The organism is Mycobacterium sp. PO1 (assembly GCF_017312405.1).
GTDB lineage: Bacteria > Actinomycetota > Actinomycetes > Mycobacteriales > Mycobacteriaceae > Mycobacterium.
On the sequence record NZ_BLTG01000019.1, the window covers coordinates 142,156 to 161,198 of the forward strand.

Here is a 19,043-nt window from a genome sequence, read left to right on the forward strand (position 1 = left end):
GACGGCACGCTGACCGGGACGAGGTGGTGGCTCAGGTGATACGGCCCTGGTTCGCCGAACTGGCACCAGCCACGCCCCGTGAGATTCCCGGCGACTCCGTGCTCCCCGATCGCGCTCGGATGCTCGCCGAGCTGCTCGGGCCGGGGCCGGCCGGCTGGGCCGTCGAGCTGGGCGCCACGATGACGGCCACCATCACCGCCGCCATCCCCGAGCTCGCGGTGGACGCGGTCGCCGACGAGGTCGCCAAGGGGTGCGAGGCTGTCGCCCTGGGAGCCCTGTCGGCGCTGGCGTTCGACGAACAGGTGCCTTTTGCGGCGATGCCGGAGGTCCTCGCAGGACCGACCGAAGTCGTCTCCCGCGGCATCGGTATCGAGCACATGCTGCGCAGCATCCACCTCGCGCACTCCACCGCCGTCGACGTCCTGCTCGACGCCGCCGAACGCGTGGTGCCCGAGCGGCAGCGCTTCACCGAGATGCGGCGGATCAACGAAGCCTTGTTCAGCATCGTCAACCTCCTGACCAAGAACATGGCCGACGAGTACGCCCGCGCGCACGAGGCATGGCTGACGAGTTCCGTGCGCTGCGCGCGGAGATCGTCGAGGATCTGCTGCGCGGAACCGCCGTGCCGATGGACCGCGCGAACCGAATCCTGGGCTACGACCTGAGTCGCTGGCACCTGGCGGTCGTCGTCTGGACCGCCGCGACCAACCCCGCCGAGCCGATCTCACTGAGAACCGCGGCGACCCAGACGCTCTCCGCTGCAGGGTGCACGTCGACGCTCGTCCTCCCGGTGGGCGCACAGCGCGTGTGGGCCTGGGGTTCTCGAACGTCCACTCCGCCGGAACCGGTAGCACCCTCGGCGGTGCCCCCGGCACCTGTTGCACCGCAGGCACCGCCTGCACCGGGCGTTCGCATCGCCGTCGGGATGGCGGGATCCGGTGTCGAGGGTTTCCGGCGCAGCCACCGGCAGGCCGCCGAGGCCGCGCGGGTGGGTGTCCTGTCGACGCGTGAGACATCGGCGTTCTGCTATCAGGACCTCGACATCGTGGCGATGCTCAGCTCCGACCTGCCCGCTGCCCGCGAGTTCGTGGGCCGCGAACTGGGCGACTTGGCAGGCTGCACCGAAGCGGCGACCGCAGTGCGGCATACGCTCAAGCGCTACCTCGACTTCGACCGGAGTCTGGCCCGCACCGCGGCCGATCTCCACGTCGCGCGCAACACCGTGGCCTACCGTGTGCAACGCGCCGAACAACTCCGGGGTCGGCCGTTGACCGTTCGCCGCCTGCACCTGCACGCGGCCCTGGTCCTCGCCGAGGAATTCGGTGACGTCATTCTTAGGCCGGACCCATCGTTGGACTGAAGTCCATTCGGACGCCGCTATTTCTGGACCCTGGACCAGGCACCACGTGGTCGTGTCGCAGTTCACTCGGAAAGTGAGCCGGTCGACCGACCGGCAGAGGCGGAGAAGTCGATGGTCGTCCATCTCGTCCGATACGAGCACAACGCGGGAGCCTCGTGGGGTGTCCTCACCGGCGACCGCATCTCGCCTCTGCGCGGCGAGTACCCGGCCACCGCCGACCTGATCGAACACGGCAGATCCGACTGGACGGCCGCGGCTGCCCAACCCGGTGACGTGAGAGCAGGCGACGTCGAGATGCTCTCCCCGGTCACCACGCCGTGCCGGGTGATGTGCCAGGGCGCCAACTACCGTCAGCACGCCATCGAGTCCGGGATGGACCCCGACAACCGCGACTTCAACCTGTTCTTCGACAAGACCGACGCCGCCGTCACCGGGCCCTGCGCCCCGGTCACCCGCCCGGCGCACGTCACCCTGCTCGACTACGAGATCGAGCTGGCGCTGGTCCTGCGAGCCACGGTCGACGCACCGACCACGGTCACCCGGGAGAACCTGCACGAGTACGTCTTCGGCGTCACCATCGCCAACGACCTGTCTGCCCGCGACGTCCAGCTGCCCCAGGGACAGTTCCTCAAAGGCAAGAGCTACCGCGGGTTCTGCCCGCTAGGGCCAGTGCTCGCCGTCCTCGAGCCCGAGGACTTCGGCCTGCTGGACGACCTCGAGCTGCGCCTGGAGGTCAACGGGTCACTGCGCCAGAGCGACAACACCGCCAACCTGCTCTACAAGCCGGCCGAGACGCTCACCGAACTGAGTGAGTTCTGCAACTCCAGCCCCGGCGACGTACTGCTGACCGGCACCCCGCACGGCATCGTCGCGGGCTCACCGCCCCCCCTCATCCGCCGGCTCGCCACCGCGCTGCTTCCCGAGGACAAATTGTGGGCGGCGTTCGTCAAGATCAACCAGCGCAAGCCTTACCTGAAGCCCGGTGACCTCGTCACCGGCTCCATCCGCAACACCGCCGGGACCCTCGACCTGGGCACCCAGCGAAACCCCATCGTCGCCCCCACCCGCTGAGAGGAGAAGGCGAATCGTGAGCGCCACACCGAGCCCGCTGCAACCGTCCGACCCGGACCGTCCCGACACCGAGGACTCCGCTCCGGATCTCGGTCAACTCCCCGACCGGCTGGTACCCGACTTCATCGCCCACTGGGTCGTCAAGACCGCACGCAGCGCCGGGATGATCGACTGGTACGGCCACGTTTTCGGCGCCCGTGTCGTGCACGAAGACGACCAGATCGCCTTCCTGACGTGGGATCACGAGAGCCACCGGCTGGCGTTGGTGAAGCTCCCGCCGCCAGTACGACTCGCGTTCCCGCTGTCGCGCTGGCGCCGCAAGACCTATGGCATCGACCATCTCGCGTTCACATTCACCTCGGTGGAGAAGTTGCTGCTGACCTACGAACGGCTCAAGAAGGTCGGGATCAGCCCGGTCTGGTCCATCAACCACGGACCCACGACGAGCCTCTACTACGAAGACCCCGAGGGTATCCGGCTGGAGTTCCAGACGGAGAACTTCCCCACCGCTCAGGGGACCGCCGAGTACTTCACCAGTCCCGACTTCGCCGAGAACCCCATCGGTACCGACATCGACCCGGACTATCTGCTCGAGCAGCTCCGCGCGGGAGTGGAACAAGAGCAGCTACTCAAGCGTGGTGCCGGCACCCGGCCCGGCACCACGCCGCGCTCCAACAAGCGTGCCATCACGTGGAAGACGCTGTGAGACACAAATGTTAGATACCGACACCGAATCGGTGGTCATTGTCGGCGCCGGCGCCGCGGGATGCACCATCGCGCTGCTGCTGGCCCGCTACGGCATCGCCACCACCGTGATCGAAGAACGGCGGGACACCCGCCTGCATCCGGCTGCGCACGTCATCAACGCCCGCACGCTGGAGATCTGGAATCAGGCTTCCCCCGCCCTGGGGCGGGCGCTGGAAGCCATCACGCCGCCGATCGACACCGTCAACATCATCCGCTGGTGCACCGATGTGCGTTCCGATCCGATCGGTGAGATCGACCTGCTCTCCCAACCGGACCGGCTCGCGGAGGTTCGCGCGCACAGCGCTCACCTGATCTCCCACATCGGTCAGCATCTGCTGATGCCCGAGATGTGGCGGGCTCTCGACGATGAACCGCTGGTGGAACTGCGGCGCGGCTGGCGTGCCGAACTCGGTGGTGAGCGGTTGACCCTGCGGTCGGCGGACACCGATCCGGTTGTCGTCGAGCCGAGGTTCGTCATCGCCGCAGACGGCGCGAACAGCGGTTTGCGCGACGCCGCCGGGATCGCCATGACCGGGCCGGTCCTGGCCAACATGGGCAGCGTGTTCTTCCATGCGCCGCAGCTCTACCCGAGCGGCGCCAGCCGTCCACTGCTCAGCTGGATCTACCACCCGCGATTCAGTGGCGTGATGATCGCCCATGCCGACGACGACTACGTGTTGATGACACCGTATCTGCATGCCGCCCAGTCGATCGCGTCGGACAGTCGGGGGTACTGGAATCGCGTTCTCCCCGAGGTGATCGGGTCCACCGACTACCGGATCCGGTCGACCGGAACATGGACGATGACCAAGCAGATCGCCGATCGGTTCCGGCGCGACACGCTCCTGCTCATCGGAGACGCGGCTCACCGCTTCCCCCACACCGGTGGCTTCGGACTCAACAGCGGTGTGCAGGATGCGCACAATCTCGCCTGGAAGCTCGCCGCCATCCTGCGCGACGGCGCGTCGGAGTCCCTGCTGGACACCTACGAGACCGAGCGACGTCCCGTCGTCGCGCGGTTCGCCGAGCAGAGCACCGGCAACCACTTCAAACTCGACGACGTCACCGCGCCGCTGGGCATCACGAACCGCTCGCTGCACACAGCCACCGAGATCATCGGCAAGCTCCCGGTGAACTGGCTGCCCGATTCGGTGATCGCACGTGTTACCGATGCACTGACCGGCGCGCAGATGTCGCGGACACGACGACTGCTCCGTCAGAATGCGCGCAGCAGTCGGCTGCGCGAACGGATGTCGGCCGCCATCCCGGGGCAAGAGGAACACTTCGTGGCCAGCGGCCTGGAGTTCGGCTACGCCTACGCCGGTCCGCTCATCGACACCGCCGAGGGGCGTTGTCCCGACGGGGACGTCGCCCTGTACCACCCCACCACCCAACCCGGTGCGCGCCTCCCGCACGCGATCGTCCGTGATCAGGAAGGCAGGGAGGTGTCGACCCATGACGTCATCGCGCGCAGAGGACTGACGGTGTTCACCGCCGATGCGAGCAGCTGGACCGATGCCCTCAACAGCACATCGGTATCGGTGCCGCTCACCGTGGTGGCTCTGACGTCCGCCGGCGGCGAAGGTCGTTCCCCGGTCGAACTGTTCGAGGTCGGCGACCGGGGCGCGGTGGTGGTACGACCCGACGGTCACGTCGTATGGCGTAGCCGCATCGGCCCGTCGGAGGTGGACCGACTTCGGACGTTTCTCGTGCGTCGCTGGGAGTCGGTGTATCCGGACATCCCCGCCGACGTGAATCTGTACTCCGTGAAGGCCGAAGGACGGTAACGTCATGACGATCGCTACGCCCTCTGGACCCGTGCCCGGCGCCGAAGCCCGCTCGGCTCCCGCCGATCTGGATCTGATCGCGTCGCGGGTACTGTGGCTGTCGACCGCGATGGTCCACCACGCCAACCGGATCCGGCCCAACCCGACGGGCTTGAAGGTCGGCGGCCACCAGGCCTCGTCTGCGTCGATGGTGCACATCATGACCTCGCTGTACTTCGGTCAGCTTCAGGCCGATGACCGCGTGTCGGTGAAACCCCATGCCTCGCCGGTGTTGCACAGCATCAACTACCTTCTCGGCGCGCTCGACGAGCGCTACATGACAACCCTGCGCGAGTTCGGCGGCATCCAGAGTTACCCGAGCCGGAGCAAGGACCCCGATCCCGTCGACTACTCCACCGGTTCGGTGGGCATCGGTGCCACGGCCCCGATCTGGGCCGGCTTCGCGCGCCGTTACGTCGACACCGTGTTCGGTGGCGCCGGGACCGGCCGTCAATACTCACTGGTCGGCGATGCCGAACTGGATGAGGGGGCGATCTGGGAGGCGGTGATGGATCCCGCGGTACAGGACCTGGGCGAGATCGTCTGGATCGTCGACATGAACCGCCAGTCGCTGGACCGCGTCGTACCCCACATCGCGTCGGGGCGGCTGCAGAACATGTTCGCCGCCGCGGGGTGGCAAGTCCTCACCGTGAAATTCGGCACGCTGCTCGACGAATTGTTCAGCCGTCCCGGCGGTCAGGATCTCCGGACCCGGATCCTGACCATGCCAAACGCCGAATATCAACGGCTGCTGCGCTGTTCGGCCGACGAACTGCGCAGCAGGCTACCCGGCGACGGCGCGGAGGCCGGCGGGGTGGCCGCGCTGACAGCCGACCTCGACGACGCCACGCTGCTGAAGGCGATCGGCAACCTGGGTGGGCACGACATCGCGACGATGCAGGAAGCCTACGGACAGATCGATGACACGCGTCCCACGGTCATCTTGGCTTACACGGTCAAAGGCTTTGGCCTGCCGACGCAGGGTCACCCGCAGAACCATTCGTCGCTGTTGACCGACGAACAATTCGCGCAGCTGGCCGGGGAACTCGGCGAGGACCCCCAGCAGCCATTCCGGCGTTTCGACCCCGAGTCGGCGCCCGGGAAGCTGTGCCGGGAGGTCGCCGAGCGACTACGTCGAGACGACGTCCCCCGCGTCGACCCGCCACGGGTCCCGACCGAGATCGGACGCACCCCACCCGCGGTGTCGAACACCCAGAGCGCGCTGGGACGCACTCTGCTCGACCTGACCCGCGACGCACCCGAGGTCGCGCAGCGCGTGGTCACCGTGAGCCCGGACGTCAGCTCCACCACCAACCTGGCCGGTTGGGTGAACAAGGTGGGCGTGTGGTCGACATCGGAACGGCCCGACTGGTTCGCCGACGACGCCGACACCCTCCTGCACTGGCGTGAACGCCCGACCGGGCAGCACATGGAACTCGGCATCGCCGAGGTCAACCTGGTCGGGCTGCTCGGCGAGCTGGGCGCGACCTGGAGCCGGTGGGGTCAGGCGTTGTTCCCGATCGGCGTGCTCTACGACCCGTTCGTCGAGCGGGCTCTCGAACCGTGGTCGTTCGGGATCTACGCCGGTGGGCAGTCCATTCTGGTCGGAACGCCCTCTGGGGTCACGTTGGCCGCAGAAGGTGGCGCGCACCAGTCGATCACGACACCGTCCATCGGGCTCGAGCAGCCCGGTTGCGTCAGCTACGAGCCCGCCTTCGCGGTCGAGGTGGAATGGATCCTGCTGCATTGCCTGAGCCAACTGGGCCGCCCGGACGGCACGTCGTCCTATCTGCGGCTGTCGACCCGGCCGGTCCGGCAGGAACTGGCCGGCATCCCGTCGGATCCCGCGGCCCGGGAGCGACGCCGCCTCCAGGTGATCGCGGGTGCGTACACGGTGCGTCACTGCGCTGCACCGCAGGTGTGCATCGTGGCGGTCGGCGCCCTGGTCACCGAGGCCGCTGCGGCTGCCGACCGGCTCGCCGACATGGGTGTCGATACCGAGGTCGTGTGCGTGACGAGCCCGGACCTGCTGTACCGCGCCGTTCAGGCCCGCAACGGTCTCTCCGACGCGCCGACCTGGATCCTCGACCAGGTCTTCCCCGCCGAACGTGCCGCGCCGATGGTCACCGTTCTCGACGGGCACCCCCACACGCTGACCTTCCTGGCAACGATCAACCAGGTTCGCGGCAAGTCGTTGGGTGTCAGCACTTTCGGGCAGGTCGGTGACCTCGACTCGGTTTACCGCTACCACGGCATCGATTCCGACAGCATTGTCCGGGCAGCGCTCGACGCCGTCGGGTAGCCGGTCCGCTTCGGCGGGCAATCGCACCGACGCCCGCCACGATTTTGGTAGCGTGCGCAGACCATTCGCCAGAGTCCGAGGAGTCCGCATGCGCGTCGCCGCGCCGATGTGCCCGCAATACGCGCCGTCTCGCGGTGTCGTTCGGCATCCGGCATGACCGACGAACCAGAGATCGCGCCGCCTGGCTGGCTGTCGGCGACGATCCAGACCTACCTGCGGGTGTACCACCGCCATGAGGTTCGCGTCGACGCCCCGGTCCCCGACCGTCCCGTGCTGTTCGTCTGCAACCACGGCTTCGGCGGCGTGATCGACCTCAACGTCGCGGCATTCGTCGCGGCACGGCAGGCTGCCGGGGTCACACGCCCCACCACCGCGATGGTGCACCAGATCGCCTGGACGCTCGGTGCCGGCCCGCTCGTCGAGCGATTGGGCGGCACACCCGGCAGCCGCGAGGCCGCCAACGCCGCGTTCGAGGCGGAACACAACGTGCTCGTCTTCCCGGGCGGTGACGTCGACGCCGGCAAGTCGTGGCGCGACCGCAACACCATCAAGTTCCATGGCACGGGTTTTGCGCGACTGGCGCAGGAACACCGCGTGCCCATCGTGCCGGTCGTCACCGCCGGCGCAGGTGAATCACTCCTGGTCCTCAGCGACGGTCAGGCTGCGGCCAAGGCGCTGCGGTTGCCGAAGTTGTTGCGGGTCAAATCTCTTCCGCTCAGTGTCTCGGTCCCCTGGGGTCTGAACTTCGGCGTGGTCGGCTTGCTGCCTTATCTGCCGCTGCCCAGCAAGCTCGTCACCGCGGTGCTGCCCGAGATGCTCTCAGGGGACGACGAATCGGCGGAGGACCTCGCGGAGCGGGTGCGGGAGGCCATGCAGGATCGACTCGACACGTTGACCGCCCGGCGCACGCCGCTCATCGGCTGATCGGCGACGCGGTCCGGCGGGCGTCTTCGCCGTTCCGGTGGGCTGTCTCCGGTTCGGTCGGCCAAGTGGTTCTCACCGGTCCAGGTCGTGCCTACCGGTACTGGTCGTCCTCGATGGTGCGGCGGACGGTGGTGAGTGCGTCGGCGAGTGTGCTGAGTTCTGTGGAGCCGAGGGCCAGGCGGATGGCCTGTGGTGGGTTCTCGGTGATGGCGAACGGCTCGGCGGTGGATATCGAGACCCCGTGTGTCGCGAGCGTCGCAGCGATGCGGTCGGCGCGCGCGTTCTCGGGTAACGGCACCCAGGTGAAGTATGAGTTCGGATGTGCCATCGGGCGAAAGGGTTTCAATACTTCGTCGGCGAGGGTCTGCCTCTGCCTGGCGTCGACACGCTTCTCTGCTTCGAGGCGGTGCACGGTGCCGTCCTCGAGCCAGCGGGTGGCAATCGCGGCGGTGAGAGCGGGGGTGTTCCACGCGGTTGCCCGGATCGCCCGCTCGATGGCGGGCATGTGCGAGCGCGGCGCGGCGACGAATCCGACGCGAAGTCCGGTGGCCACGTTCTTGGACAATCCGGAGACATACACGGTGATATCGGGAGCGGTGGCGGCCAGCGGCGCCGGCGGCCGGTCGGCGAGGTAGGCGTAGGAGGCGTCCTCGATGAGCAGTAACCGATGCCGTCGGGCGATGGCGACCAGTTGTCGGCGTGCGGCATCGTCCATCACCCAGCCCAGCGGGTTGTGCAGGGTCGGCATGGTGTAGACGGCGCGGACCGGCCGATCCACGCACAGGTGTGCCAGCGCGTCCAGATCAGGTCCGGTGGGAGTCGTTGTTATGGGCACCAATTCGAGGCGCAGAGCTTCAGCGATCACCTTGAACCCAGGGTAGGTGATGGCGTCGGCGGCGACCAGGTCACCCGGCCGCAAAGCGGCCAGGGCGACGACGGTCAGACCGTGTTGGGCGCCGTTGACCACGACGACGCCGTCGGGCGTGGTGTCCAGTCCGCGGTGGAGCAGATGGTTGGCCACGGCCGCCCGGTCGCGCTCCCGGCCGCCGTGCGGTTGGTAACGCAGGAGTGATTCCAGGTCGCCGGAGCCGGCCAGCTCGCGCAGCGCCAGGCGCAGTAGGTCGACCTGGCCGGGCACTGCTGGATAGTTGAAGTTGAGGTCGACGGTGTCGGCCGCGAGCGCCTGCTGGTCGATACCGTGGCCGGGAGGCAGCGCCTGATCTCGAACGAAGGTTCCGCGGCCGTGCTCACTGCTCACCAGACCCATCGCTTCGAGTTCGGTGTAGACGCGAGAGGCGGTGACCACGGCGATGCCCTCCCGCTCGGCGAGGCGGCGGTGGGTGGGCAGCTGCGTGCCGGAAGTCAGCTGGCCGGAACGAATCTCGGCAGCGAAGGCGTCGACGAGACGTTTGTATCGCGCGGCGGGCACCCGTGAAGTGTATCCATGACAATTCTTTGATAGTCCTGCACGGTGCGTCCTACGGTGGTGACACCACCCGGAGAGGACATCGACCTTGCACATCGCCATTCTGACTTTCGAGGGATACAACGAACTGGACTCCCTGATCGCGCTCGGGGTGCTGAATCGCATCAGCCGCGACGGTTGGCGAGTGACGATTGCGACTCCGACCGCCCGGGTGACGTCGATGAACGGCGTCACCGTGGAACAGATGTCCGGCCTCGAGGAGGCGGTGGAAGCCGACGCGGTCATCGTCGGCAGCGGTATCGCCACTCGCGAGGTGGTCCGAACCCCGGCGATCATGCAACTGCTGGGCGGGTTGGACCCGGCCCGTCAACTGATCGCCGCGCAGTGCTCCGGGGCCCTGGTGCTGGCCAAGCTCGGCCTGCTGCGCGATGTGCCCGCCTGCACCGATCTGGTCACCAAGCCCTGGGTGATCGCCGCAGGCGTGCGCGTGTTGAATCAGCCGTTCTTCGCCAAGGGCAACATCGCCACCGCCGGCGGCTGCTTGGCGTCGCAGTACCTCGCCGCGTGGGTGATCACGCGACTGCTCGGGAGGGACGAGGCCGAAGCGGCGTTGCACTACGTGGCCCCGGTCGGTGAGAAGCAGGACTACATCGAGCGAGCGTGGCACAACATCGAGCCTTATCTGCCGGCCGAGATCCCTGCACCTCTCGGTGACACCGCGTTGCCCACTCCTCGCCTCTCGTCATAGGTGATCCGCCCACTGGGAAGATGATCGCGTCGTCACCAGAGATTTCGGCGAAGCAGGTCGTGCACGCGCTCCCAGTGCAGTTCGGAGGCGGCCCGGTCATAGCGCGGCCCGGCTGGGGCGAACCCGTGCACCGCATCGGTGATGACATCGACGGTGTACACCACCCCGGCATCGTCGAGCGCGTCGCGTGTCACGCCGAGGGTTTCCGGCGGAGCCGTGTCGTCGGGGTCCACCCACGCGAAGTAGAACTCGGCCTGGGTCGTGTCGTGGTGCAGGTGCGGTGAGTCGTCACTGTCGCGGACGATCCAGGCTCCGTGGATCGACGCCGCGGCGCGCACCCGGTCCGGGAACGCACGGGCCACCGACAACGCCAGCCCACCGCTCATGCAGAACCCGACGGCTCCGGCCGGGCCGTCACCCGCCGCCGGGTCGCCGGCTGCTGCGGCGAACAGCGCCGCGGCGTCACCGACGATGTTGCCCGGCGTGACCGAACCCATCAGATCCTTTCTGGCGTGCATGTCCTCATCGCTCGTGCCGAACTCGCGAAACGGACCGCCGCGGTAATAGAGGTAGGGAAGCATCACGTAGTACCCCGCCGACGCCAGACGGGTGGCCATGTCGACGAGCGCCGGCCGGATGCCCGGCGCATCCATCAGGTACATCACCACGGGATGGGGGCCACCGTGTGTCGGATGGACGATGAAGGTGGGCATTTCGCCCTCGGGCGTGGTGACGTCGATCCTGCGCTCGATCATGGACCGAGTGTCGCATGGAGGTCATTCACGATCCGGCCTGCAGAAAGCGTGAATTCGCTGTGCTATCGAACCTCGGGGCGCATTGACCGCCCCGCCGGAAATCCGCGAACTGAGTTACGCCTCTCCGCGGAAATAGGGTTCCACCGTGCCCTTCAGCTTGACGACCATGGGATTCCCGCGGCGATCCTTGGCGGTAGGAACCTCGACACGCACCCAGCCCTCGGTCACGTCGTATTCGTGCACATTCGTTTTCTCGACGCCGTTGAAACGGATGCCCACATCACGCAGCAGGACCTCTTCGTTGTAGAACTCGCTGCGCGGATCGATGGACAGATGATTGGGCGGGACGTTGGGGTTCTGATCGTCAGACATGATGGCCTTCGTCGGATGCTGCTTCTGGTGCTGGGATTGCGCGAACGAATCTACGCGAACCTGCCCTACCGGGCTGCGGGTAGGTCGGAGGACCTGCCACATCACCGCGACCCGCACCGTCCGGCCATTTTCACGCGGCCACTTCTTACCTGAAAGCAACGTGTCATGCCGGGTGGTCAGCGGTGACGTCATCCTCACGAGGTGACCGGATCATCCAACCCATTCGACGACCCGCACCGTGTAGCGCGGTACGCGGAGACCGCGAGCAGGATGGTTCCCGGCTACCAAGGCCTGCAACGCATGGCAGCAGTCCTCATGACCCCTGAGCCGGATTGCGACACACTGCACGAGGCCCGGGTTCACGGACATCACGGAATTCCTCGCCACGTTCACGTTCGCGGGTGGGTGTGCTACGCGTGACTTATCTGCGCTGGGATGTGGGTGATCGTTCAATGAGCCGCACTGCGATGCTCAGTGCTCGAGACCGCTTCACCCCGGCCTCAGTCAGGGCAGCGGCAACTCCCTGAGTTGTCGGCGTGAGGTTATGCCGAGCTTGCGGAAGATGTTTCGCAGGTGGGCTTCGATGGTGCGTGGGCTCAGGAACAGTTGCGCACCGACCTCACGGGAGGTCGCTCCGGTCGCGACGAGGCGTGCGATGGTCACTTCCTGGGCGGTGAGCCCGTCGGCGGGTTGGGCGGTTCGTTTGCGTGGATGCTCGCCGGTGGCGCGCAGTTCGCGGGCGGCACGGTCGGCGAAGGGTTCTGCGCCCATGCCGGACAGGAGCGCGTGGGCGGTGCGGAGTTGCTCGCGTGCTTCGTGGCGGCGGCCTTCGCGGCGTAGCCACTCGCCGAAGACGAGGTGGCTGCGGGCCAGGAAGGCACCCATTCTGCAGTTCCCCAGCCGCTCGACCGCTTCGCGATAGTGCTCTTCGGCTTCGGATCCGTTGCAGGTCAGCGCCTGTGAGCGGGCAGCGACGCCGAGCGCCCATTCGGTGCCGCTGGCCCGTGCTCTCATGGTGAGCTCTTCCGCTGCGAGGACGGCGGATTCCAATTCGCCGGTGCGGGTGGCTGATTCGACGAGTTCGTGGAGCGCCTGCCACCTGATCGCTGGTTCGTACGTCTCGCATGCCTGCGACGCGGCTTTCCGTGCTGCCGCATAGTTGCCGCGGCCGTTGTGGAGCACCGCCATCGCACACATCGACACCGTGTCTTCGATACCGCGCGTGCGTTCTGTCGCCTCGCAGTCGCGGGCGTCGTACTGATCGGTAGCCGCCGGATCAACCCCGCGCCACGCGTCCAGATACGTGTGCGCGAAGCTCATGGGCTTCGCTCCGGAAACCTGTGTGATCACCGCTGCCTCGTCCGCCAACTCAGCGGCGAGCGCAAGCTCGCCGGTGTAGACCCGTGCACACGCCGAGACAAGCAGCGCGGCCGGTAGCGTGGCGAGAGCACCTGCTTCGCGCGCGAACCGCACGTAGCGGTCGGCCAGTACGATGACCGACTCGTCCTCGAACAGCCCGATAGCGGTCCGTGTCGCCAGCCACAGCCAGTTTCCGGCGTCGCCGGCTTGGACGGTCTCGACCGGGAACACGTGGTCGCGGAACGCTTCCAGAGCCCGCCTGAGAACCGGCACTCCGGTTTCGAATCCATGGGTGTGCGCGGCTACCAATCCATCGAGCAGCAGATCCGCCGGTCCGGGCAATCCCGGTGGCACCGGTGCTTCCGTGACAGCCTGGGCGATCTCCGGCAGGCCGGCGTCGACACCCGGACTCCCGGTGATGGTCGCCGCGTCGAAGGCCTGCAGGTAGGTCTCTCGAGCAAGCGAGGGATCGAGCGGCGTCAACATCCGAGCGGCGCCCAACAGCATCCCGGGCACCTCACCGCCTTGGGTCAGGTGGAACGTCATCTGTGCGCGGAGCAGCTCCAGACGGGCGCGCTGCCGCGCATCCAGTTGCGTGGCGTCCACGCTTTCCAGCAGTTCCATGGCGGCCTCGGGCGCGCCGGCGCAGTGCTTGGCGTTGGCCGCATCCAGTGCACGTCTCGCCCGTCGGGCAGGTTCAGGCGTCAGATCGGTCGCATGCTTCAGGAATGCAGCAGCGGCGGCGAATCCGCTGCGCGCCAGCGCGCGATCAGCCGAACGCTCCAGCTCCGCCGCGGCTTCTTCGTCAGTCCCGAGCACAGCCTGCGCGCGGTGCCACGCGCGGCGATCCGGGTCGACCCGCGGGTCCGTGGCGACGGCCAGAGCGTGGTGGGCCTGACGATGCTGCGGCGCCGTGGCGGCACGGTAGACCGCCGAGCGCACCAGTGGGTGACGAAACCGAACTCGCGAGTCGATCTCCAGCAGCCCTGAGGTTTCCGCGGGCGCAGCTGCGTCGCGGTCGATCCCCAGATGTTCGGCCGCGCGCCACAGCAGCGCTACATCGCCGGTCGGCTCGGAGGCAGCCACCAACATCAGCTGCTGCGTCGCCACCGGCAGGCTGCCCGAACGCCGTTGAAAGCTGTCCTCGATCCGGCGCGGGACGCTCATGACGTCGGGGAGTTCGAACCCGCCTGCGAACTGCACGCCGCTGGGGAACTCCAACAGCGCCAGAGGATTACCCCGCGCCTCGGCGACGATCCGGTCGCGGACCCCGCGGTCGAGCGGCGCACGGACAGCCGTCCTCAGCAACGCTCGAGCGTCGGCCTCGCCGAGCCCGGCCAGTCGCACCTCGGGCAAGCCGACCAGCGGGTTTCCGGGACTCTCGCAGGGGTCTCGTACCGCGAAGATCAACACCAGCCGCTCTGCCGCCACCCGCCGCGCCACGAACGCAAGAACCTGCGCGGACGCCTGGTCGAGCCACTGCGCGTCGTCGACGATGCAGAGCATCGGGCCCTCCTCTGCGAGGAGGTTCAGGACGGCCAGCCCGACCAGGAACCGGTCCGGCGCGGCGCCACTTCGGTAGCCCAATGCCACGCTGAGGGCGTTCTGCTGCGGGTCTGGCAGCGTTCCGATGCGGTCGAGTAGTGGTGCGCAGAGCTGATGCAGGCCGGCGAATGCGAACTGCGTCTCCGACTCCACGCCGACCGAAGATTCCACCCGGATCCCCGATGAGGCTGCGGTCTCGCGGGCGTGCTGCAGCAGAGCTGACTTTCCGATGCCCGCTTCCCCCCGTACCACCAGCACCCCGCTGCGTCCCTTTGGCGCCTCGGCCAGCAACTGGCTGATCTTGTCGCGCTCTGCGCGTCGACCCAGCAGCTTCGCTGCCGTCGACTCAGGCCGGCCTCGGCCTGAGTCCTCCACCCGTACCGGCGGCTGCTCGACAATCGTCACCGCAGCATGCCCTTCGTGAAGGGTCGGTGCGCGACCCTTGCCCGGGACACGCCCGGGGTCGAGTCGCCCCCGAGAGAGATCGGCCGGGTGTGCAGAGCGTCTTGTGGGTCGTTCAGTTCCGTGGGCACGGGCTCGCTTCCTTCGCCGCAGGGCGGCTATCCGTGCTGATCGGAGGGTTTCCCGCCGGAGCCGCGGAGCGCCTCGCCAGCCGACGTCAACGGTACGAGACGGCTCGCTTCCCGTCAATACGGTACGGACCGTATTGCATAAAATCAGCGCCGTCTCGCCTACGGTTTGCGATATGCCTGCCAGCCGCAACGAGCGATCGCGTCGAGCAATTCTCGACGCCGCCATGTCGATGATCTGTGAGCTCGGGTACGACAAGATCTCCATCGAGGCGATCGCCCGGCAGGCAGGCGTGAGCAAGCAGACGATCTACCGCTGGTGGCCATCCAAAGGTGCGGTGATCCTCGAAGCCGCGACAGAGAGCCTCGGCACGGTCGTCGCAATCCCGGACACCGGTGACATCGTCGCCGACATCCGGACCCAGCTGACAGCGATCCTGGACTTGATCACGAATACCGGGTTCGGACCGGCATACCGGTCTCTGATCGCCGCCGGCCAGTCCGACCCTGAACTCCTGCGCGCGCTCTTCGACCGGATCGTCGCACCCAACATCGAGGACTTCGGCGCGAGGACGGCGGCGGCGCGACAGCGCGGCGAGATGCGCGCCGACGCCGACTGGCAGACGCTGCGCGACCTGCTGTACGGCGTCGTCGAGTACCGATTGTTTCACTCGATGCCGCTCGAACCCGAATACCTCGACGCCGTTCTGGAGATCGTGTTCCACGGGGTACGTTGACGACGGCCGGTGCCTCTGTGGAGCGGACGTCATGCTCCCCGGAGCCACTCCGGCATCCAGTTGGTCCGCACACTGACAGTCTCCGCTGCGCCCGGATACGGTAGCCGCTGAGACCTACGTAAGGGATTCTCACCGACGCGAAGGCGCCGTGTGCGCTGCGAACCTTGTCGCATGGATGAGATTCCAGCCGGCCTGTCGGCATTCCTGGCTGCTGTGCAATCGCGTGATGCCGAAGGTGCAGCGGCTCAGCTCGCCGAGTACGTGATTCTCGAGAGCCCGATAGCCGATGCGCCATACGTAGGCCGTGAACAGGTCCGGAAAGTCGTCGCTCGGCTCGTCGATGTCATCGATGAGTTCACAGTCACCGAAATCATAGTTGGTGATGGACATTTCGCTGTCGTGACCAACACCAGAATCGGCGCCACCGAGATCGACGGCGTGGATTTGGTCGGTATCAACGCAGAAGGCAAGGTCGCCTCGCTGTCGATCCACTCGCGTCCGCTGCGAGCCGTGGTCGCACTCCAGAACTGCCTCGCACCCGCCCTCGCGATGCCGGTGCTCACACTGACCGAACAACTCTAGGAGATCGCGGTGATCGACCTCGAACCCGCTGTACCTCTGACCATCGACGACCACCCCGCAACGATTCCGCACGAGACCGACACCGAGCTGGCAGCGCGCTTCGAGCGCGACGTCATACCACTGCTGGACACGCTGTTCGGTGGGGCCATGCGGATGACACTGCAGCGAGCTGACGCCGAAGACCTCGTGCAGGACACCATTGTGCAGGCCTACAAGGGCTTCAGGACCTTTCAGCAAGGAACGAACCTCAAAGCGTGGCTGCTGCGCATCCAGGCCAATACCCACGTCAGTCGGTACCGCAGGCAGCTACGACGGCCCAACGAGGTGCCCACCGACACGATGGACGAATGGCGGCTGGTCGCCGACGCTGCGCGTGCACCGAGAGCGCTGCGCTCGGCAGAGGTGGAGGCATTGGAGTCGCTACCCGACGACGACATCAAGAACGCGCTGGATGCCCTGCCCGAACAGTATCGGATGACGGTGTACTACGCCGACGTCGAGGGTCTTGCCTACAAGGAGATCGGCGCGATCATGAACACGCCGATCGGAACCGTCATGTCGCGCATCCACCGCGGTCGATCCCAACTGCGCGTCATGTTGGCTGTTGTCGCCGCTGACCGTGGGTACCTCCGGACACACCATCGTGTGGTGGCGTGATTCTCCCCCCGGTGACCACCATCCGGATTGCCATGACCCTGCAACAGGATTCGAAGCCGACCACATTGGAGATGACATCATGGCCCGAACAATCCAGTTCACCGAATACGGCGGCCCGGAAGTGCTCCGTGTGGTCGACGCCCCAGTGCCGAGCGCCAAGGCCGGACAGGTGCAAGTCGCTGTGCGGGCAGCCGGGGTCAACCCCGTCGATTCGAAGATCATGCAGGGCTTCATGCGTGAGGTGATGCCACTTACCTTGCCCGCCGGGCTCGGGTCGGATCTGGCCGGGGTCGTCGAGCAAGTCGGCGCCGATGTCACCACGTTCCACGTGGGCGACCACGTCATGGGCAGTTCACTGTCACCGGCAATGTCGGAGTACGCCCTGGCAGATGCGGCCAACCTGATCGTCAAACCCGCTGAGCTCAGCTGGGAGGTGGCCGGCAGCGTAGCCGGTGCGGGCGGCACTGCATGGTCCGTACTCGACCGACTCCAGATTCGCGGCGGGGAGACCCTCCTCGTCCACGCTGCAGCCGGCGGGGTGGGCACGTTCGCGGTGCAGCTCGCTGTGGCGCGTGGAGCGCGGGTGATCGGGACCGCCAGCGAGCGCAACTTCGACTACCTGCAATCGATCGGTGCAGAACCGGTCCGCTATGGCGACGGACTCGTCGAACGCGTCCGCGCCCTTGCACCTCTCGGCGTGGATGCCGTCCTGGACGCCTCCGGCCGCGGCGAGATTCCGCTGTCAATCGAACTTGCCGGTGGCCCCGAGCGCGTGCTGACCCTGGTCGCATTTGATGCTGCCGACAAAGGAATCCAAGTATTCGCCGGCGGAACCGGTGATGAGCGAGGTCCAGCGCTGCGCGAGATAGTCTCGCTCATCCAGCAGGGATCTCTGACCGTCCCCATCTGGCAAACCTTCCCGCTGGAGGAGACCGCTGCAGCCCTTCAGGCCAGCAACGCCGGGCACCTTCGCGGCAAGATCGTCGTGGTGCCATGACCCGCCCGGAGACAACCCCGTCACCGAACTGTGAGGAACATCGAGATGACTGAGTCGATGGAAGCCGTTGTCCTCGCCCGTTTCGGCGGGCCCGATGCGTTCGAGTTGCGGGAGGTCGCCGTCCCGCCAGTCGGACCCCGCCAGGTGCGGGTGGGTGTGCACGCGACCGCGGTCAACCCCCTCGACTATCAGATCCGCCGCGGAGACTACGCCGACCTCGTGCCGCTGCCGGCGATCATCGGCCACGACGTCTCCGGGGTGATTGAGGACGTCGGCTCGCATGTCAGCGAGTTCCGTGCCGGCGATGCGGTGTACTACACGCCCCAGATCTTCGGCGGCCCCGGCTCCTACGCCGAACAGCACGTCGCCGAGGTCGATCTCGTCGGCCGCAAACCGGACAACCTCAGCCACCTGGAAGCAGCGAGCCTGACTCTCGTCGGCGGCACAGTCTGGGAGTCCTTGGTGACAAGGGCTCAACTCACCGTCGGGGAGACGATCCTCATCCATGGTGGCACCGGTGGTGTCGGCACGATCGCAATCCAGGTCGCCAAGGCGATGGGTGCCCGCGTGATCACCACAGCGAAATCCGGTGACCATGAGTTCGTGCGCTCGCTCGGAGCGGACGCGGCCATCGACTACGCCACGTCGGACTATGTCGAGGCCGTGGCCGAGACGACGCGCGGTGCGGGGGTCGATGTCGTGTTCGACACGATCGGCGGTGACGCGCTCACCCGGAGCCCGCTGACGCTCGCCGACGCCGGGCGCGTCGTCAGCATCGTCGACATCGCGCGACCGCAGAACCTCATCGAGGCATGGGGAAAGAACGCCGCCTACCACTTCGTGTTCACCCGACAGAACCGCGGAAAGCTGGACGCGCTGACCACTCTGGTCGAGCGGGGTCTTGTCAAACCGGTCATCGGTGCGACGCTTCCGCTCGCTCGAACGGGCGAGGCGCACGAGATCCTGGAGGACCGACGGTCGTATGCGCTGCGCGGCAAGGTCGCCATCGATGTGGCGGGCGGGACCGTTGATCTACCCCCTCGCATCGATTAGGGGCTGTGGAGACGAAGAATCGAATTGAACCCGGTCGGACACCCGACGGCCC

17 protein-coding genes are annotated in these 19,043 nt (G+C 67.0%); 13 read left to right on the top strand and 4 right to left on the bottom strand.

The genetic code is table 11. The features are described from left to right. Window positions 1-26: 26 nt before the first annotated feature. The 7 genes from J3476_RS27890 to J3476_RS09415 all read left to right on the top strand — a co-directional run bounded on the left by J3476_RS27890 (window position 27) and on the right by J3476_RS09415 (window position 8,230). On the top strand, window positions 27-665 hold the full coding sequence (locus J3476_RS27890) for a hypothetical protein (RefSeq protein ID WP_286182804.1): 639 nt from the start codon (window positions 27-29) through the stop codon (window positions 663-665). After that, a complete protein-coding gene (locus J3476_RS27895; RefSeq protein ID WP_286182806.1) occupies window positions 560-1,360 on the top strand; it encodes a CdaR family transcriptional regulator in 801 nt (266 codons plus the stop codon). The genes J3476_RS27890 and J3476_RS27895 overlap by 106 nt, the downstream gene beginning before the upstream one ends. Window positions 1,361-1,471: 111 nt before the next feature. After that, entirely contained in the window at window positions 1,472-2,431 is a 960-nt protein-coding gene (locus J3476_RS09395; RefSeq protein WP_207066215.1) for a fumarylacetoacetate hydrolase family protein, read from the top strand. A 16-nt stretch (window positions 2,432-2,447) separates the two neighbouring features. Next, complete coding sequence (locus J3476_RS09400) at window positions 2,448-3,137, top strand: VOC family protein (RefSeq protein ID WP_207066216.1); 690 nt, start codon at window positions 2,448-2,450, stop codon at window positions 3,135-3,137. A gap of 7 nt (window positions 3,138-3,144) precedes the next feature. Next, window positions 3,145-4,965: an FAD-dependent monooxygenase gene (locus tag J3476_RS09405; protein WP_207066217.1), complete on the top strand. Its 1,821-nt coding sequence runs from the start codon at window positions 3,145-3,147 to the stop codon at window positions 4,963-4,965. A gap of 4 nt (window positions 4,966-4,969) precedes the next feature. After that, window positions 4,970-7,306 carry a pyruvate dehydrogenase gene (locus J3476_RS09410; RefSeq protein WP_207066218.1) on the top strand — a complete coding sequence of 779 codons (2,337 nt, stop codon included), beginning with the start codon at window positions 4,970-4,972 and terminating at the stop codon, window positions 7,304-7,306. A gap of 153 nt (window positions 7,307-7,459) precedes the next feature. After that, window positions 7,460-8,230 carry a 1-acyl-sn-glycerol-3-phosphate acyltransferase gene (locus tag J3476_RS09415; protein ID WP_207066219.1) on the top strand — a complete coding sequence of 257 codons (771 nt, stop codon included), beginning with the start codon at window positions 7,460-7,462 and terminating at the stop codon, window positions 8,228-8,230. 91 nt (window positions 8,231-8,321) lie between these two features. Here J3476_RS09415 and J3476_RS09420 read toward each other — a convergent pair whose 3' ends face one another. Further along, window positions 8,322-9,659, bottom strand: a complete 1,338-nt coding sequence (locus J3476_RS09420) for a PLP-dependent aminotransferase family protein (RefSeq protein ID WP_286182807.1) — start codon at window positions 9,657-9,659, stop codon at window positions 8,322-8,324. A gap of 85 nt (window positions 9,660-9,744) precedes the next feature. On the opposite strand from J3476_RS09420, the gene J3476_RS09425 reads away from it, so the two are divergent. Beyond that, entirely contained in the window at window positions 9,745-10,404 is a 660-nt protein-coding gene (locus J3476_RS09425) for a DJ-1/PfpI family protein (protein ID WP_207066220.1), read from the top strand. A gap of 32 nt (window positions 10,405-10,436) precedes the next feature. Here J3476_RS09425 and J3476_RS09430 read toward each other — a convergent pair whose 3' ends face one another. From J3476_RS09430 to J3476_RS09440, 3 genes are all read right to left on the bottom strand, one after another. Further along, window positions 10,437-11,159, bottom strand: coding sequence for a dienelactone hydrolase family protein (locus tag J3476_RS09430; protein ID WP_207066221.1), 723 nt, complete (start codon window positions 11,157-11,159; stop codon window positions 10,437-10,439). A 114-nt stretch (window positions 11,160-11,273) separates the two neighbouring features. After that, window positions 11,274-11,531 carry a DUF3297 family protein gene (locus J3476_RS09435; RefSeq protein WP_207066245.1) on the bottom strand — a complete coding sequence of 86 codons (258 nt, stop codon included), beginning with the start codon at window positions 11,529-11,531 and terminating at the stop codon, window positions 11,274-11,276. Between the two features lie 504 nt (window positions 11,532-12,035). Further along, window positions 12,036-14,840: an AAA family ATPase gene (locus J3476_RS09440; protein ID WP_286182809.1), complete on the bottom strand. Its 2,805-nt coding sequence runs from the start codon at window positions 14,838-14,840 to the stop codon at window positions 12,036-12,038. Window positions 14,841-15,141: 301 nt separating this feature from the next. Here J3476_RS09440 and J3476_RS09445 point away from each other — a divergent pair, with 301 nt between their 5' ends. The 5 genes from J3476_RS09445 (at window position 15,142) to J3476_RS09465 (ending at window position 18,991) form a co-directional block, all read left to right on the top strand. After that, the gene (locus J3476_RS09445) at window positions 15,142-15,702 is read left to right on the top strand and encodes a TetR/AcrR family transcriptional regulator (protein ID WP_286182810.1); all 561 of its coding nucleotides are present in this window, start codon (window positions 15,142-15,144) and stop codon (window positions 15,700-15,702) included. A 171-nt stretch (window positions 15,703-15,873) separates the two neighbouring features. Next, entirely contained in the window at window positions 15,874-16,284 is a 411-nt protein-coding gene (locus J3476_RS09450) for a nuclear transport factor 2 family protein (RefSeq protein WP_207066224.1), read from the top strand. Window positions 16,285-16,296: 12 nt separating this feature from the next. Further along, entirely contained in the window at window positions 16,297-16,941 is a 645-nt protein-coding gene (locus tag J3476_RS09455; protein ID WP_286182818.1) for a sigma-70 family RNA polymerase sigma factor, read from the top strand. Next, on the top strand, window positions 16,889-17,938 hold the full coding sequence (locus J3476_RS09460) for an NADP-dependent oxidoreductase (RefSeq protein WP_286182812.1): 1,050 nt from the start codon (window positions 16,889-16,891) through the stop codon (window positions 17,936-17,938). Before J3476_RS09455 ends, J3476_RS09460 begins: the two co-directional genes overlap by 53 nt. Before the next feature lie 45 nt (window positions 17,939-17,983). Then, complete coding sequence (locus J3476_RS09465; protein ID WP_207066225.1) at window positions 17,984-18,991, top strand: zinc-dependent alcohol dehydrogenase family protein; 1,008 nt, start codon at window positions 17,984-17,986, stop codon at window positions 18,989-18,991. The last annotated feature ends 52 nt before the right edge of the window (window positions 18,992-19,043 follow it).

Bases quoted from the DNA above. Each gene is read 5' to 3' on its own strand.
- J3476_RS09405 (WP_207066217.1), top strand. From the start codon at position 3,145: ATGTTAGATACCGACACCGAATCGGTGGTCATTGTCGGCGCCGGCGCC.
- J3476_RS27895 (WP_286182806.1), top strand. From the start codon at position 560: ATGGCTGACGAGTTCCGTGCGCTGCGCGCGGAGATCGTCGAGGATCTG.
- J3476_RS09410 (WP_207066218.1), top strand. From the start codon at position 4,970: ATGACGATCGCTACGCCCTCTGGACCCGTGCCCGGCGCCGAAGCCCGC.
- J3476_RS09465 (WP_207066225.1), top strand. From the start codon at position 17,984: ATGACTGAGTCGATGGAAGCCGTTGTCCTCGCCCGTTTCGGCGGGCCC.
- J3476_RS09435 (WP_207066245.1), bottom strand. From the start codon at position 11,531: ATGTCTGACGATCAGAACCCCAACGTCCCGCCCAATCATCTGTCCATC.
- J3476_RS09415 (WP_207066219.1), top strand. From the start codon at position 7,460: ATGACCGACGAACCAGAGATCGCGCCGCCTGGCTGGCTGTCGGCGACG.
- J3476_RS09395 (WP_207066215.1), top strand. From the start codon at position 1,472: ATGGTCGTCCATCTCGTCCGATACGAGCACAACGCGGGAGCCTCGTGG.
- J3476_RS09430 (WP_207066221.1), bottom strand. From the start codon at position 11,159: ATGATCGAGCGCAGGATCGACGTCACCACGCCCGAGGGCGAAATGCCC.
- J3476_RS09450 (WP_207066224.1), top strand. From the start codon at position 15,874: ATGGATGAGATTCCAGCCGGCCTGTCGGCATTCCTGGCTGCTGTGCAA.
- J3476_RS09445 (WP_286182810.1), top strand. From the start codon at position 15,142: ATGCCTGCCAGCCGCAACGAGCGATCGCGTCGAGCAATTCTCGACGCC.